The sequence below is a fragment of the Flavobacterium sp. LM5 genome, from assembly GCF_002017945.1.
GTDB classification, from domain to species: domain Bacteria; phylum Bacteroidota; class Bacteroidia; order Flavobacteriales; family Flavobacteriaceae; genus Flavobacterium; species Flavobacterium succinicans.
In genome coordinates, this window is the sequence record NZ_MUFX01000002.1 from 26,678 (window position 1) to 44,122 (window position 17,445).

Consider the following 17,445-nt stretch of genomic DNA (forward strand, 5'->3'; position numbering starts at 1 on the left):
TGTAATGGCAATTAAAAATTAATGTTTAACCCTAACAAATAGGTTCTTGGTATTGGGTAAAACCCGTAATCAATTCCTCCTCCAATAGGTTTTCCATCAGACGCTCCTGGATCATAACCTTTGTATTTAGTAAAGGTGTATAAGTTGTTTACTCCTGTGTACAACCTGAATTTTGAGATTCCGATTTTTTCAGTAAAATTTGGACTTAACGAGTACCCTATTTGAATATTTTGAATTCTTAAATACGAAGCATCTTCTACGAAATAATCAGAGAAAACATTGTTAGAAGTAGCACCAGTTGTTACTCTTGGCGTTGTGTTGGTAGAACCTTCGCCAGTCCAACGGTCTAAAACATAATTCAAACGGTTGGCATCAGATAATGTTCTTTCGTAATTACGCACCATATCATTACCCACTGAAGCAAAAGTATACACAGCAAAATCAAGATTTTTGTAATTCAATTGCACATTGAATCCCATGGTTGCAGCAGGAACTGGATCACCAATATTGGTTCTATCTTTAGTATCAATCACACCATCGCCATTGTTATCTACAAAACGAATATCACCAGGAGCAGCATTAGCACCTAGAGCTAATTGAGATGGATGTGCGTCAACTTCGGCTTGATTTTGAAAAACACCATCGGTTTTATATCCATAAAAATAGCCAATTGGTTTTCCTACTTCCATTCTTGACGGAGCGGGTTGACCTACTCCAAATGAACCTCCTTCAATAAAACCTGTACCGTTGTTTACCTCTAATACTTCATTATTCAAGAAAGTAACATTGTACCCAACACTTAAAGATAAATCATTACTAAATGTTTTTTTATAATCAAAAGACATTTCTAAACCAGAGTTACGAACGGTACCAGCATTGATTGTTGGTGAACTAGCACCTGGCGCATTGGTACCAATAATACCAGAAACTGGAATATTTGGAATTAATAAATCTTTACGAGTATCTATAAAATAATCGGCAATAACTGATAATTTATTGTCTAAAAATTTGAAATCCAAACCTACGTCAAATTTACGTGCTTCTTCCCATTTTAGGTCGGAATTAGGGGTTTGTCCTACGGCAGTACCATTGGTTAATATGCCATCAAAAACATAAGAAGCCTCACCATTTAAAAATCCTAAATATCCATTGTTAGGAATTTGATCGTTACCTAAAGTACCATAACTCGCTCTTAATTTCATGAAGTTGAATGCTTTTGGCTCACCAAAGAAACCTTCATCTGAGATAATCCATCCTGCAGTAAAAGAAGGGAAATAACCTACTCTATTGTTAGGGCCAAATTTAGTAGAAGCATCACGTCTTAACATCGCAGATAATAAATACTTTCCTTTGTAGTCGTATTGCATTCTACCAAAATAAGACAATCTACGCTCATCATACACATAAGAACTATTGGTTTTTGCTGCCAAAAATCCGGTAGTCAATGAAATATCGGCAAAATCCCAAGAGTTGTTTGGTACATCGTAACCTGTAGCAGATAATCCGCTTCCCCATTGTTTAAAAATAGTATTACCCAAGGTAGCTACTAAGTTGTGATCTTCACCAATTTTTTTAGTGTACGTACCATAAATATCGAAAGAGTAATCGTTATCATTTACTTTTCCTTGTGTTACTGAGCTACGCACTACATCAAATACTTTTCCACCGTAGCTTACTTGTTTGGCAAAGTTTCTAGAATCGCTATGAGCGGTATTGAAACCCATTGTAGCAGAAAGTACAAATCCGTCAAACATTTTGTAATCTAAACCAAAATTACCATTCAATTTTTTGAAATTGTAATCATTGTATGTATTGTCAATTTGCTCAAGCGGATTAATAATTTCATTTCCTAATCCTGCAGTACTTGGAACAAGTGTAAAATCACCTTGAGCATCATATGGTTTTAAAGTAGAAGGAACGTTCAAAGCGTTGAACAATACAGATCCTAAACCGTTCTCATTTAATGTTTTTCTATTGAAATAGGTATAAATAACATTGGTTTTCAACTTTAATTTATCAGTTAAATCTGCACCAAGAGAAATTCTAGCAGTGTTTCTTAAAAACCCAGATTTATCATTTCCTACGATACCTTCTTGGTCTAAATGAGAAGCACTAATGGCGTACGTCATTTTTTCGGCACCACCAGAGATGGTAAAATCATGGTTGATAATTGGAACACCCGTTTTGATAACTTCTTTTTGCCAGTTAGTTCCTTTTCCTAACCCAGATACATTTGGATAAGGAATGGTTTGTCCGCCATTAGCGTAGCTTTCGTTTAGTAACAAAGCATATTCGGTGGCATTTAAAGTAGGTAATAATCTTGAGGCTTCTTGAAAACCAACATAAGTGTTGAAGTTTACTTTTGTTTTAGCATTCTTTTTACCTGTTTTGGTAGTAATCAAAATGATACCATTAGCACCAATCGTACCGTAGATCGCTGCTTGAGCATCTTTTAATACCGTAATGGTTTCAATATCATTTGGGTTTAACAGTCCTAACTCACCAATGTAACCATCTATAATGGTAGTTGGTCTGTTTTCACCGTTTGTAGCAATACCACGAATTCGAATGTCTAACCCAGCTCCAGGCGCACCTGATTGTGCCGTTACGTTTACTCCTGAAACCGTTCCTTGTAAAGCTTGCTCTACTTTAATAGGTTTAATCACATCCAGAGATTTAGCATCCAAAACCGAAACGGCTCCTGTTACTTCTCTTTTCTTTTGACTTCCGTATCCAATAACCACTACTTCTTTGAGGGCATTGGATTCTTCATTCATTTTAATAACTAATTTTTCGTTACCTGAAACAGTAACTTTGTAATCAACATAACCTATATAACTAAAGATTAGAGTTGATTTTGGAGCCACTTTAAATAATTTAAAGCCTCCATCAAAGTCCGTTGAGGTACTTTGATTACTGTTGCTTACCTTAACATTAACACCTGGCAGTGCTAATCCCGTTTTGGCATCTAAAACAGTTCCGCTGATTTCATTTGATTGCGAATATCCTAAAATGGATAGCAACATAAATGAAATAAATAGTAGTTTCGATTTCATACTTTGTTTTTTTTATTGATTTGTTAAAATTAGCTAACTATCACGTTGTAGTTCCAAAAAGTACCTCAACAAAAAACATACAATCCTAAAAAAAACAAAAAAAACAACGGAAAGCCTTGTATTTAATAGCCTTACAAAAGTTAAATCATCCGGCATCCGGAAACAAAAAACACCTCGCATTTTATAAATGTTGAGGTGTTGTATAGGTAATTTTTAGATTTAATTAACATTTTAAACTTTCAAAATATAATCTACCAAGCTTTGTTCATGTAACAAGTCCATTTTTTTACGCAAACGATATCTTTTAATTTCTACACTACGTACCGATATATTTAACAAAGGAGCAATCTCTTTAGAGGACAAGTTCACTCTAAGGTAAGCACAGAGTCTTAAATCGTTTGGCGTTAATGTTGGATGCAATACTTTTACCTTCTTTAGAAAATCTTTATCTACATTATCAAACGCCTCTTTAAACACATGCCAAGAATCATCTTTAGTAATATTTTTATTAATAGTCGAAATCACTGTACGTATGTTTGAGGTAGAATGGGATGCAGACTTTTTTAAATCTTCTTTGATAAATTCTAACAATTCATTCTTATTATTCAAACTCATGGTGGAAACAGCCAATTCACGACTTTTGGAATCTACATCTTGTGATAGTTGCTCATTTCTAACGCGCATTAATTCCTTTTCGTTCTCCAATTCTTTAATTTCAAGTAAAAAATTGTTTTCCTCAATTAATTTTGCTTCTTGTTTAGCGTAATTTTTTTGATAAGCAGCATGAATGTAATAGCCCATGACCAAGGCCAAAATGAAATAAATCAATACAGCTAAATTAGTCCAATACCATGGTTTTAAAACCGAAAATTTATATTGAGCTGTCGTTCCCAATCTATTATCCGAAAATTTAGCACGTACTTTAAAAACATAATCACCTGTTGGTAAATTTTTGAAATTTATTGAAGATTTAGCACTCCAACTACTCCAACGCGCATCCAATCCCTCCAACATATATTGGTATTCAGCTTTCATAAACTTATTATACTCAGGCACAGTATAATTGAATAAAAAATTATTGAGTTTGTGGTTATATTCTCCTTCAGCCTCTGTTGAAAACGCTTCAGCTTCTTCATTCAACCGATTCACTGTAATATTAGTAATGGCTACTTTGTATTTCTTTAGCTTTAAGTCATCTAAATTTAAAGTATAATAACCGTCAACCGTACCAAATAAATAAACAGAATTAGAGAGTTGCGTGCAATTTTCGTAACCCACCATAGAATTGGTGATGTTTAAAGGCATTGGAAAGGCATTGTCTTTTAATTGTGCATCGAGTTTGCTTAGTGACAAATAATGAACATAATTTTTAGTAAATAACCATAAACGGTTGGCATCATCCACTATCATTCTTCCGGAAGTATATTCTTCTTTTTTAAAAATAGCACTTAAGAAAGCATCTTTTTCAAATTGTTTGGTCTTTGGATTTAACTTAAAGATTCCCTCTTTATAGGCATAGTAAATAACGCCATTGTATTTAATCAAACTTGCGTTCTTTCCTTTTTTAGGCGAGGAATACGTATAAAAAGACTTGGTTTTAGTCAATTGCTGATCCAACTGTAATCGAAATATTCCCTTGTATTCATGGCTAACATACACCTCAAGGGAAGGAGTGATTTCAAAATTCTTAGCCGAATAATTAAATCCTTCAATTTTATTTTTATACACCCATTGATTATTGATTTTCTGGAGTACTGAAATACCTCTATAATCACCTTGTAAAAGAACATCTTTCTTATTGGGAATAGTACTAAACTTCCAAGTACCTGAACCTCTATAAATAGGAACTGCAATTGCGCCTTTCACTACAAATGTCCCTGAATCATGTCCACAAAACAATTCACCATTCCAAGCAAACAAGGACCAGACCTGACCCTTCGTTCCAGAAACAAACCTAAAAGAATCATTAGCATTGTATTTTTTAAAGAAAAGACCTTGATTGGTTCCTACGTACAAAAAATCGTTTATTTTCTTTGAAACATAAATGGTTCCCAAAACACCCGAGTTATCTGAAAAAGTTTTAACAGGTGAATTCAAGTTGATGCAATTGATACCATTATCCAAACCTAACCACAAATTCGCATCATTATCCTCAAACAACGACAAAACGGTATTATTACTTAATCCGTTACTCTGATTGATGTGATGTTGCAATGCGCCATTCTTATCAATGATAAAAACACCGTTCGATATGGTTCCGATGGCAATTGCTCCATTGGACAACCTCCAACTACTATAAGCTTTGCTAGAAAACAATTGCGCATCAATAGAAGTTGTAAATTTAGAAACCGTACCTTCAATTAAAGTATAAAAACCTTGGTCCTGAGTTTGTATCAACAACCCTTTCTCTATGGCAAAAACATTAATAATTTTATTGCGCTTCAAGATAGGATCATTAGAAATTTTAATGGCTTTACCACTTACAATTTCATACAATTCATTATCGTTCGTTTGAAAACAAATAGCACTAGAAGTTCTAAACGATTTTAAAATACCCGATTTTGGATGGATTATTTTAAATGTATTTTTTTTAGTATTAAAAATAAAAATTTTGTTCAAAGACTGAAAAACAACCCAATGATCATAACTATGAATGTTCCAAAATTGCTCATCCGATTGAATTTTACTAAAAATTTTCTTGCTTAACGAAGTATACAGTAAGCGACCGTTTTTATGTCGAATCCAATATCCAAATTCCATATAACAGCCCGTGTAGATTCGCTCACCTATTACTTTCACTGATCGGAAAATCGTTTCGTTGGGAGAAGGATACAAGTCCCATTTTGAACCATCAAAAGTGAGCAAACCTTCATTATTGGCAAAATACAAATATTGATTTTGATCTTGAGCAATCATCCAATTTTGATTACCTCCTCCATAACTTATTGGAGAATGTTTTATAATGGGTGGAAGTTCCTGTGCAGATACATTTAAAAAAGTAAAAAAAGTAAGCAACAGTATCTTTTGAAGTAAACGCATAGTAGTATGATTTCTGTAAAATTATACATAAAAACCTTTAATAAGATTAAAAAGGAGCTATAAGAAAAGAAAAAAATATTAATACAAATAAAAATCAATAGTTTAAAAAAAGATCATTTTGTACCGCTACCGAACTTTTCTAAAGCAGCATCCCAACCAAAATTGTTTACTTTTGTACAAATTCATTTTTATTATGTCGATTGATCTTACTACACTAGACCCCAAAAAAAATATAATTATCAAAGGCGCTCAAGTTCATAATCTAAAAAATGTGGATGTGGTGATTCCTCGAAATAAATTGGTGGTCATCACTGGTCTTTCAGGTTCTGGTAAATCAAGTTTGGCTTTTGACACCTTATACGCCGAAGGTCAACGCCGTTATGTAGAAAGTTTATCGTCCTACGCCAGACAATTCCTTGGTAGGTTAGACAAACCCAAAGTGGAATATATCAAAGGTATAGCACCTGCTATTGCCATTGAGCAAAAAGTAAATACTACTAATGCACGCTCTACTGTGGGAACTTCTACTGAAATTTATGACTATATTAAATTATTGTATGCCCGAATTGGTCGTACGTACTCCCCAATTTCTGGACAAGAAGTCAAAAAAAACACAGTAACCGACGTCGTTAATAGTGTTAAAACATTGGCGCCTGACAGCAGATGGCTGCTACTTGCTCCTTTACATGTGGAAGAAGGAAGAAAAATTGACGATAAATTAAAAATACTACAGCAACAGGGCTTCGCAAGGGTTTTAGTCGATCATGAAATGCTCCGTTTAGACGATTTCATAGCTTCAATTGCCGATAAAAAACCAAAAGAAGTAGAAAAATTAGCCATCGAATTGGTAATTGATCGTATCGTGGTAAAAGACGAAGAGGAATTCTATAATCGCTTGGCTGATGCTGTCCAAACTGCATTTTATGAAGGAAAAGGCGAATGCTTTTTACAAGAACTAAATCAAACCCATCGAATCTCTTTTTCGAATAATTTTGAATTGGACGGCATTTCATTCTTAGAGCCCAATGTGCATTTGTTTAGTTTTAATAATCCTTATGGCGCCTGTCCGGCTTGCGAAGGCTATGGCAATATAATAGGTATCGATCAAGATTTAGTCGTACCCAACACCACACTTTCTGTATTCGAAAATGCCATTTATCCTTGGCGTGGCGAAAGTATGAGTTGGTTTAGAGATGAATTAGTCAATACCGCTTACAAATTTGATTTCCCGATTCATAAACCTTATTTTCAATTAACTCCTGAACAAAAGGAACTCATTTGGACAGGAAATCAATACTTTCAAGGGTTGAATGACTTCTTTAAAGAGTTAGAAGAAAAGAATTATAAAATACAAAATCGCGTCATGCTTTCTCGCTACCGAGGAAAAACCAAATGTCCAACGTGTAAAGGAAGACGCTTACGCCTAGAAGCATCCTACGTTAAAATCAATAGCAAAACCGTTTCAGACTTGGTAGATTTACCCATTAAAAATCTGGTAGCCTTTTTCCAAAACATCCAATTAGATAGTTACGAACAACAAATTGCCAAACGTTTACTTATTGAAATCAATAATCGATTGGCCTTTTTAACCGAGGTAGGGCTGGATTATTTAACTTTAAATCGCAACTCGTCTACCTTATCGGGAGGAGAATCACAACGTATTAACTTGGCTACTTCGCTCGGAAGCAGTTTAGTGGGTTCCATGTATATTTTGGACGAACCTAGCATTGGTTTGCATCCTAAAGATTCTGAACGCTTAATTACCGTTTTACTTTCCTTACGTGATTTAGGAAATACCGTGATTGTGGTAGAACATGACGAAGATATCATGAAAGCCGCCGATATGATTATTGATATTGGTCCCGAAGCCGGTACTTTGGGAGGAAATCTTGTAGCTCAAGGCACGTATACTGAAATTTTACAAGCGGACTCCTTAACTGCTCATTATTTGAGTGGCACCAAAACTATTGAGACGCCTAAAAAACGAAGACCCTTTAAAAATTATATCGAAATTATTGGCGCTAGAGAAAACAATCTTCAAAACATTGATGTTGTTTTTCCACTTGATGTACTGACCGTGATTACTGGGGTTTCAGGAAGTGGCAAAAGTACTTTAATCAAAAAGATACTGTTTCCGGCCATGCAAAAAAAACTGGAAAACATTGGCGAAAAAGCTGGTCAATTTACCGAAATAAAAGGCTCCTTTTCGCACATCAAACACATTGAATATGTGGATCAAAATCCGATAGGAAGAAGTTCTCGTTCTAATCCTGTAACGTACATCAAAGCCTACGACGACATTCGTGATTTGTTTGCCAAAGAAAAGCTTTCCAAAGTAAGAGGCTACCAAGCCAAACATTTTTCTTTTAATGTGGATGGCGGTCGTTGCGAAACCTGCAAAGGAGAAGGCAGCATCAATGTAGAAATGGTCTTTATGGCCGATGTACAATTGCCTTGTGAAACCTGCAATGGAAAACGCTTTAAAAAAGAGGTTTTAGAAGTTACCTTCGAAGGAAAAAGCATTCATGACATCTTAACGATGACCATCGATGATGCGATTTCCTTTTTCACCCAACACAAACAAAGCAAAATCATGCAAAAACTTCAACCTTTGCAAGATGTTGGCTTGGGCTATGTACAATTGGGGCAATCTTCTTCGACTTTGTCAGGTGGCGAAGCACAACGCATCAAATTAGCATCGTTTTTAGTGAAAGGAGCTACCAAAGAAAAAGCGTTGTTTGTATTCGATGAACCTACAACTGGACTACACTTTCATGATATCAAAAAACTACTCGCTTCCTTTGAAGCTTTGATTGACAAAGGACATTCAATTTTGGTGATCGAACACAATCTCGATTTGATAAAATGTGCCGATTGGATTATTGATTTGGGACCTGAAGGTGGCGAAAATGGAGGGCAATTATTAGCAGTTGGTACACCTGAGGCAATCGTTACCAACAAAAAATCGGTTACAGCTAAATATTTAAAAGACAAATTGAAATAATAGTATTCTAAATAAAAAGCCACGAATTCAGATACAACATATCTCAATTCGTGGCTTACTCTTCTACAAGTATAATTAACTAAGATCCCATATAACAGTTTTCCTGAAAAATATTGCCATCTTCGTCCATACCCACTACAATTTTCTTGGCTTTAGAAATATGGCTCAAATACAACCAAACAAAAGACCAAACGCCAAGCGTTAAACAAGACAATCTAAAGTTAAATTTATGGTTTACTCTTTTACGTTTTTTAGATAAAACGGCAAAAGGTAGCGTATCATTTTTTTCTTCTAAAACAAATCCTTGCTCTAACTTAGAGTTGATAGACTCGGTAAATCTGGCTAATTCTTGCGCACTCATAGGTTGGTTAATTTTGTATTTCTGTTTCGGTACATAGCAATTTTATACCGCAAATCTACCATAACAACAGCGCTTAAACAATACCCACTTTTAGTGATATTTTAGAAAAAAACAAGAAATTACAAAGTTCATTATTACAAAAAATTCATTTACTCGGTTTGTTGCTTTTTATCTTCAATAGTTACTCCAAAAGAAGTGGGTTTATAGTGTTCTGTTAAATACGCTTCAGGAATTGTTGATTGATTTCCATCACGAAGGGCTTTGTAATGTGGTGACATAATTTCGATGCCCGCTTCATTAAAACAATCTTGAATATTTTGATGCAAACTCGAATAAATTATGGGCTGTTTTTTAGGCGATTTTGTAAAAGCATTAATTTGGTATGACACGTAAAAATCATCCAAACTAGTTTGTAATACAAAAGGAATAGGATCTTTTTCAATTAATTCTGTTCGGCTTGCTGCTTCAAGTAAGGCTTTGTGAACTTCACGCCAAGGACAATCATAACCAATCGTCACCGTGCTATGAATCACCAAACCCGATGTATTCTTATCCGTATTTGAAGAAAAATTGATAGAAGAACTCGATAAAACTGTGGCATTTGGAATCGTTACATCTTCCATTTTTGTAGTTCTCAGCCGAATAACCAAGGCTGTTTTTTCAATAACTTCGCCACTTACCTCTCCAATTTTTATAAAATCGCCGGTTTTAAAAGGTCGCATGTATGTGATAACCAATCCAGCCACCATATTGGCAATGGCATTAGACGAACCGATGGAAAACAACACCCCTACAAAAACAGTAACTCCTTTAAAAATAGGAGAATCTGAACCCGGTAAATAGGGAAAAATAATCACCAACATAAACGCATATAAAAGAACACGAATTATATTGAAGGTAGGTTGCGCCCAATCACTATAAAACCCATTAATTTGTATTTTGCCTTTTTGAATTTCAATTACAAAAAAACGTAAAATCTTCACCAAATATCGAAATACCAGAAAGATTACCAATATTGAAAACAAATTAGGAAGGTATGCTAAAAAACTAGAAACAAAATATTTTGCAGGTTTCAAAATCCAATACATCAACTTTGTAGCATAACCTTCTGTTGAAGGAAAAACACTAAAAAGTAAGGGAATGGACAGATAGAAAACTAAACCGTAAAACACCAAACGAAGCGTTTTTATCAATTTTAAAGTAAAAAAGAGTTGGTTTCTAGGTGTTAAAACATGATAATTATTTAAAAGTACGCCTTTAAAAAATCGTTCATCGTTTTTCATGAGATAAAACATGAACCGTTTAAATGCCACGTTAATTGCATATAAAAGCAATACAATACAACCTACAAATAATGCTTCAAGTCCGATACGTTTTAGCCATATTAAGGGAGCATTACTGCTCTTTTCATTTTGAATAGCGGTAGCGATGATGGCCTTTCTTTTTTTAGCTAACGCTTCAGCATCCATCTTTTCGATACTTGCATCGGTTGTGGTAATTGAAAGTATTACAAAATTTTCTTTATAAACAACATCCAAAGAAATATCAGCAGGAGCAATTTTTAAAGAATCGGCTTCAAATAATGGATCGCTATAAATTTGACGGATACGATCCTCAATCGCTCTAGCTCTTTTTTCGGGTGTGAAAGCACCAATCTTGTTATGAATATAAAAAAGCGTGTCTTTAAAAGGAGCTACTGGATAACGCTCTTTTATAGTCGAAACAACATCTGAATTAATGGTTGTAGCGGTCTTTACATCAGGTTGTGATATTGAATTTTGACCCCACAAAATGGTAGTAAAAATGAATGAAATGAAAAGAATTCTAAAGGCTTTCGTGCGATTCATAGTAGTTGAATGTCTTTGAATTAAACTATGTAATTTCATTGTAATGCAAACAAGAAAGCCAAATGCTTCCTTTTAGCCCCGACAGCAGCGGCATCCTTTGCTTTTTTGCTGCCAAAAAAGCAAAGATATAGCGGATGGCGGGACGATGTGACCAAAAAATCCTTTGACCACTGCTCCTAAACATTATTTTTATGAAATTTTGCTTAACAAATATAACGACAAAACAACATACTTTTAACAGAATTCCTAGTATTTAAACCGAGTGAATGCTATTTTTTTATTTTTAATTTAATAAAAAGCGTATCGATAACCTGATTGATTTCGGGCGAAATGACCATTTTATAATTAACATAAACATAAACCACTGTAAGTAATATTGACTTTAAAGCAATCCCAAGTAAAGGATGAAAGGGAAATTGCCAAAAATAAAACAACACAAAAATAACTACTGAAACACCAATAGATTCAAGCGTTTGTTTGCTAAATGGATACAAATGCATACGCTTTACTACAAAAAATAATTTAGCCAAACTGTAGGCTGTAATCGACAATAATGTGGCAAAAGCTGAACCAATGATTCCGTAAAGTGGAATAAATAACCAATTCAATAAAAAGGTCAGTACAGCAAGCATCACACCAAGAAACAAGACCATTCGATAATACTTAGAATTGAAAATAATCGCGTTGTTGTTTCCTAAAATCAAATCGAAATACTTAGAAATTCCGATCATGAACACTACCAAAATACCACCAGCAAATTCTTTGGGTAACAATTCATACAACTGATTGATATTTACAAAAATACCAAGCATGACATAACCACCGACTATTTGAAGATTAATCGAAGTTTTTTTGTACAAACCATTCAATTCACCATATTTGTTTTCATGCATTAATTTGGCCGTAATAGGGTACACAATTTGATGCATGGCACGACTGGGAACCGATATTACCAACGCTATAAAGGTGGCCACAGAGTAAATTCCAATATCGCCAATATCAAGATATTGATTGAGCATGATTTTATCTCCATCAAGCAATAAATTGGCTACACTTCCTGAGAGGATAATATAAAAGGAATATTCAATAATTCCTTTCGCATTTTCAGGAATAACCCATTGAAAAACAGGCTTCTTGATTCGAAACGCATAAAACATGGTCGCCAAAAAAGCAATAAAATAAATTCCAGCCGTAAGATAAATAAACTCAACAGCCGTTATCCACTTAAAGAACATAGCCAAAAGAGCTAATAAAGAAAACAAACGCAGTCCTACTTCTTTAATGAAATTTCCAAAAACAGAATGCATATGTACTCTTGCCCACGCATAAAATATTTCGAAATACGCCATAGACAAACCTACAAACGGAATTAACCAAATAAAGTCTTTTACGATTGGGTTTTTCTTGGTGACAAAAAACAAAATTTCATCATAGAAAAACAACCCTATCAAAATCAATGGTATACTTAACAAAAGCGGAAACCATATGGTAAAAGACAAAAACTGATTCTTCTCTTCCTCGTTTTTACATTGCGAATAATATTTCACTAAAGTATTTTGCATACCAATAGCAAATAAAGGCATCAACACATTAGCACAAGACAAAATATAATTTGACAAACCGTAATAGGTTTTTCCCAAAATAGGTGGAAATAAAAATAAGGTACTTATCCCTCCTATTCCAAAACCGATGTAAGTTATTATTGTATTCTTTAATGATTGATTTAAAACAATGCCCATTATTGGAAGGTAGAATTTAGAAGTTAGAGGTTTGAAGTTACTGTTTTGAGGTTAAAAGAGTAGCTAATTCTTTGGTTAAACTTTTTCTGGAATATTTTTGTAAACCAACAGGATTCGACTGCAATTTTCCTTCCAAAAACTGTTGATAGTAGGATAAAATGGTCGCTTTTAATTGCTGTCTTTTATCATATTCAAAGAACACACCAGTATTGGTTCCTGTAATAATTTCGGCAAAATCAGAGTCTTTGGGACCAATAGCGATAATTGGTCTTCCAGAAACCATATATTCGAAAAGTTTCCCTGGAATGATGCTTTTGGTATCTTCTGAATCAATTTCGATTAATAATAAAACTTGTGATTTACGCTGATGCGCTACAGCTTCATCGTGTGACACGTAGCCTAAATTATTCAAATAGTCATTGAGTCCAAATCGGGTAATCGTATCCAATACTTCCTGACTAACAGCACCCATCAATTTAATTTCAAGTTGCTTTTTAAAGTCAGGGATTTCGGCAAGTAACTCTACTAAACTTTCCCAAAGAATCAGTGGGTTACGTTCCGATAAAAACGAGCCAATATGCGCCAATGTGAATTTGGCATCTAACGTTTGTGGCGCTACATTTTCCGTGTCATAGCCATTCGTAATAACTTCAATAGGTTTTGAAGTAATGGCTTGAAACTCCGTCTTAGTCGTTTTGCTAGTTACAATTATCGTATCAGCAGCATTCAGCACTTGATGTTCTAATTTTTTATGCTTATTGGCTGCATAACTAGACAAACGCAAGGCTTTGTGATAGCCAATAGTCGTCCAAGGATCACGAAAATCGGCGAACCATTTGACGTTTCCTTTTTTTTGCAACTCCAATCCAATCAAATGCAAACTGTGAGGAGGTCCTGAAGTAACGATAGTATCGATATTATTTTCAGCAATGTATTTTTCTAAATAAGCCACAGAAGGTTTTACCCAAAAAACACGGGCATCTGGAATGAATAAGTTCCCACGTATCCACAATAAAAACGCTTCCAAAAAGGATTGTTTTTTTTGATTAGGAATGATTCCAGAGCTTATTTTTTTGGTTTTGTTTTTAGAAAAAAAAGAAGCCAATTGATAGGGTTCAAAAATGCTTTTTTTCAAAACAATAGCTTGTTGCGACACTTCTTTTTCTAAATGAGCATCAACTATAGGATAAGTTGGATTTTCTGGAATATAAACAATCGGCTGTATATCAAAATCGGGCAAATATTTTACAAACTTAAGCCAACGTTGCACACCTGGCCCACCGGCTGGCGGCCAATAATATGTGATGATTAAGAGTTTTTTGATATCTTTCTTCAAGTTATTTGTTATTCAATTTATTTAATTCCTCAATATCCAATTGATCCTTTAATCGATTGGTCGCTTTTTTTGCCAGTATCAAACTATCATAATCAATAAAATACACAGGAACTTCGTTTAAGTAAACAATTGTTGCATTTTGAAGTAGTTCATCAAAATTTGCATTTTCCAATCCCTTAATAGATGTCATTACATCCAAACGTAAATCATACGAAATCGTAAAATCTGTATATCCTGCTACAAATTGCATCGTTTCAATTTGAGGAAAGTCTCCTATTCCAATTTGTTTAAAAGCGGCTCTAAGGTTGATTCTGTTTTCAGTAGTATCGTCTAATAATATATCAATATCACCAGTGTTTCTTGTATAGCCATAAATATTTACAGCAAGACCTCCAATAGTTAGATAACGAACATTTTTTTCGTTGAATATTGTCCAAATATTTACTATTTCTGGAAGCATTATTTTTTCTGTATAACTCTAGGTGCGTGTTTTAAAGCATATGAAAGTTCGACCAATGACATAAATCGTTCCAATCGCTCCAAATATATTTTTTGCAATTCAACCTTTTTAGCATCGATTTTAGCTTTAGTTTTCATCTCTTTCTTTACTCTATTTTCTTGATTTTTTTCTCTCTACATATATACCTCCTACCAAAAGCAATAGCATTCCAATAGAACTTACCAAGGCGATAATACTTCCTGTTTGAACCACTTGTGGCTCGAATTTGAATTCTACTTTGTATTTCCCAGCTGGAATTTCAATAGCTCTCAAAACATAATCTACTCTGTAAATTGGAGTTTCTTTACCATCAACGTAGGCTTTCCAACCTTTAGCATAATACATTTCAGAAAACACTGCTAAACCAGCATTAGCATTACTTGAAGTGTACGTTAAGTGATTCGGTTTGTAGTCCTCCAAAGTTATTTCCGCTGAAGTGTCTTTTACAAAGTTTTTATTTTGAATAGCAAACTCTTTTGTATTGACAATTGCCACATTTTTAGAATCAAACTTATCTAAAGCTTTCATTTCTTCATCAGCAGAAGAAACTGCTTTAATTTGACTTACAAACCAAGCATTGCCATTCGCATTAGGATTAACTGTTGGAAATTCTTTGCCTTCTTTATCGGTCTGAATGATGTATTTTACATTTAAAAAATCTAAAACCTCAATATTATTTTTAGCGATTTGATAATCGAATAATTGCTGAATTCTTCTAGGCTTAGCTGCGTGATAACCTCCCAGAGATTTATGAAAGTACGAAGCTCTTGCGCTTGATAGATTTCCACTTACCTCAAAAACTCTATAATTAGAAGGATCTCTCAAAATTTGAATATCAGCAGGAGTTTCCTGAAATGGAGCTGCCACTTCTCTACCATTCATAAAATCTTTTCCTGACACATATTTTTTATCCACGAAGAAAAGATCAAAAATCATCAAAACACCAACAATAATTATAGCGGTATTTTGTGCCAATCTTTTTTGAGTATAAAACCACAATACAGCTGCAATTAACACTATAAAAAAAGTAGAACGCAACAAATCGGCAGTGTATAAACTCATACGATCAGCTTTTAGCGCATCTACAAATCCAGGACCATAGTTTTGCAAATACAATCCATCACTGCTGCCAGCATAACTCCACGCGCCTTTGCTTACAAAAAGAATTATCATAACTCCCAAACCAAATAATGCGGTATGCAAAATTCCTTTAGTTTGTAGTTGCTTTTCCAAAGTAAAAAAGGATTGTAATCCCATAATAGCCAAAACAGGGAAACACAATTCGAGGATAACCTGAATAGACGAAACGGCTCTAAACTTATCATACATAGGAATATAATCGATGAAGAAATCCGTCACTAAAGAAAAGTTTTTTCCCCAAGACAAGACTAACGCAATCATAGCGCCTCCAAAGAATACATATTTAATTTTTCTTTTATCAATAAATAATGCTAAAACCGCCAAAAAGAAAACCACAACTCCAATATAGGCAGGTGCTGCTACAATTGGTTGATCACCCCAATACGTTGGTAATCCATTAGCAAAATCGGCAGCTTGATCTTCAGGAACACCTTGCCCAATCATAAATTCAAACATGGCGCTATCTTTTCCCAAAGCTTCACTATTTGAACCACCAAAGAGTCTTGGAGCAATCAAATTAAAGCTTTCCATAATACCATAACTGTATTCTGTAATATAATCTCGAGTCAACCCATTATCTCCTGATTTAGGAGAACCATCTGGATTAAATGTCAATTCACTTTTCCCACGCGTACTAAAAGCAGCATATTCAGAAGTCGCTAATAAATTGGTCGCATTGGCACCAATTGCAACTATCCCTGCAATCGCCAAAATCCCAAAACTTTTTACTAAATCCTGATATTGTTTTTCTTTGATGGCCTGATACGAATAATACCCCACCAAAATCAACAAAAACAACAACAAATAGTACGTCATTTGAAAGTGATTCGCATTAATTTCTAGTGCTGTAGCAAATAAAGTAACCAAACCTCCTACAATATATTTGCGTTGAAAAACAAGAATAAAACCAGCAACAACCATCGGCATATACCCAATGGCATGGGCTTTAGCATTGTGTCCCACTCCCAAAATAATAATCAAATAAGTAGAAAAACCAAAGGCAATTGCACCAAAAAATGCTTTTAACGGATCGATTTTTAAGACCAATAAAAGGCCGTAGAATCCTAGAAAGTATAAGAATAAATAATCAGCTGGTCTAGGTAAAAATCGGATTGCATCATCAAGAGCACCAATATAATCGTGAGGATATTTTGCACCTAACTGATAGGTAGGCATTCCACCAAAAGCAGAATTTGTCCAATAAGGTTCTTGATGTTCGATGGCTCTAAAGTCATTTTGCTCTTTGGCCATCCCAGTAAACTGAGCGATATCAGACTGAAAAATTTGTTTTCCTTGTAGAACAGGATAAAAATAAATTAAAGAAATAACTACAAAACCTAAAATAGCTAATGCGTGCGGATAGAATTTATTTATAACTTTCAATGGATTCAGATTTGAATTAGATTAAAAAAAGGGCTTCAGCG

9 protein-coding genes are annotated in these 17,445 nt (G+C 34.4%); 1 reads left to right on the plus strand and 8 read right to left on the minus strand.

What is annotated here, in order from left to right:
* Positions 1-11: 11 nt before the first annotated feature.
* Positions 12-3,056, minus strand: coding sequence for a TonB-dependent receptor (locus BXU11_RS08550; protein ID WP_024980044.1), 3,045 nt, complete (start codon positions 3,054-3,056; stop codon positions 12-14).
* 231 nt (positions 3,057-3,287) lie between these two features.
* The gene (locus tag BXU11_RS08555) at positions 3,288-6,095 is read right to left on the minus strand and encodes a triple tyrosine motif-containing protein (protein ID WP_078212206.1); all 2,808 of its coding nucleotides are present in this window, start codon (positions 6,093-6,095) and stop codon (positions 3,288-3,290) included.
* Between the two features lie 193 nt (positions 6,096-6,288).
* On the opposite strand from BXU11_RS08555, the gene uvrA reads away from it, so the two are divergent.
* Positions 6,289-9,099, plus strand: a complete 2,811-nt coding sequence (gene uvrA, locus BXU11_RS08560) for an excinuclease ABC subunit UvrA (RefSeq protein WP_024980046.1) — start codon at positions 6,289-6,291, stop codon at positions 9,097-9,099.
* 79 nt (positions 9,100-9,178) lie between these two features.
* Here the strand turns inward: uvrA and BXU11_RS08565 are convergent, their stop codons facing one another.
* The 6 genes from BXU11_RS08565 to BXU11_RS08590 all read right to left on the minus strand — a co-directional run bounded on the left by BXU11_RS08565 (position 9,179) and on the right by BXU11_RS08590 (position 17,404).
* Positions 9,179-9,460: a hypothetical protein gene (locus tag BXU11_RS08565; RefSeq protein ID WP_024980047.1), complete on the minus strand. Its 282-nt coding sequence runs from the start codon at positions 9,458-9,460 to the stop codon at positions 9,179-9,181.
* A gap of 149 nt (positions 9,461-9,609) precedes the next feature.
* Positions 9,610-11,307 carry a mechanosensitive ion channel family protein gene (locus BXU11_RS08570; RefSeq protein ID WP_078212518.1) on the minus strand — a complete coding sequence of 566 codons (1,698 nt, stop codon included), beginning with the start codon at positions 11,305-11,307 and terminating at the stop codon, positions 9,610-9,612.
* A 269-nt stretch (positions 11,308-11,576) separates the two neighbouring features.
* Positions 11,577-13,046: an oligosaccharide flippase family protein gene (locus tag BXU11_RS08575; protein ID WP_024980049.1), complete on the minus strand. Its 1,470-nt coding sequence runs from the start codon at positions 13,044-13,046 to the stop codon at positions 11,577-11,579.
* Positions 13,047-13,083: 37 nt separating this feature from the next.
* The gene (locus BXU11_RS08580) at positions 13,084-14,382 is read right to left on the minus strand and encodes a glycosyltransferase family 4 protein (RefSeq protein ID WP_078212208.1); all 1,299 of its coding nucleotides are present in this window, start codon (positions 14,380-14,382) and stop codon (positions 13,084-13,086) included.
* A gap of 1 nt (position 14,383) precedes the next feature.
* Positions 14,384-14,842: a hypothetical protein gene (locus BXU11_RS08585; RefSeq protein WP_035717231.1), complete on the minus strand. Its 459-nt coding sequence runs from the start codon at positions 14,840-14,842 to the stop codon at positions 14,384-14,386.
* 150 nt (positions 14,843-14,992) lie between these two features.
* Entirely contained in the window at positions 14,993-17,404 is a 2,412-nt protein-coding gene (locus BXU11_RS08590) for a YfhO family protein (RefSeq protein WP_078212210.1), read from the minus strand.
* Between the last annotated feature and the right edge of the window lie 41 nt (positions 17,405-17,445).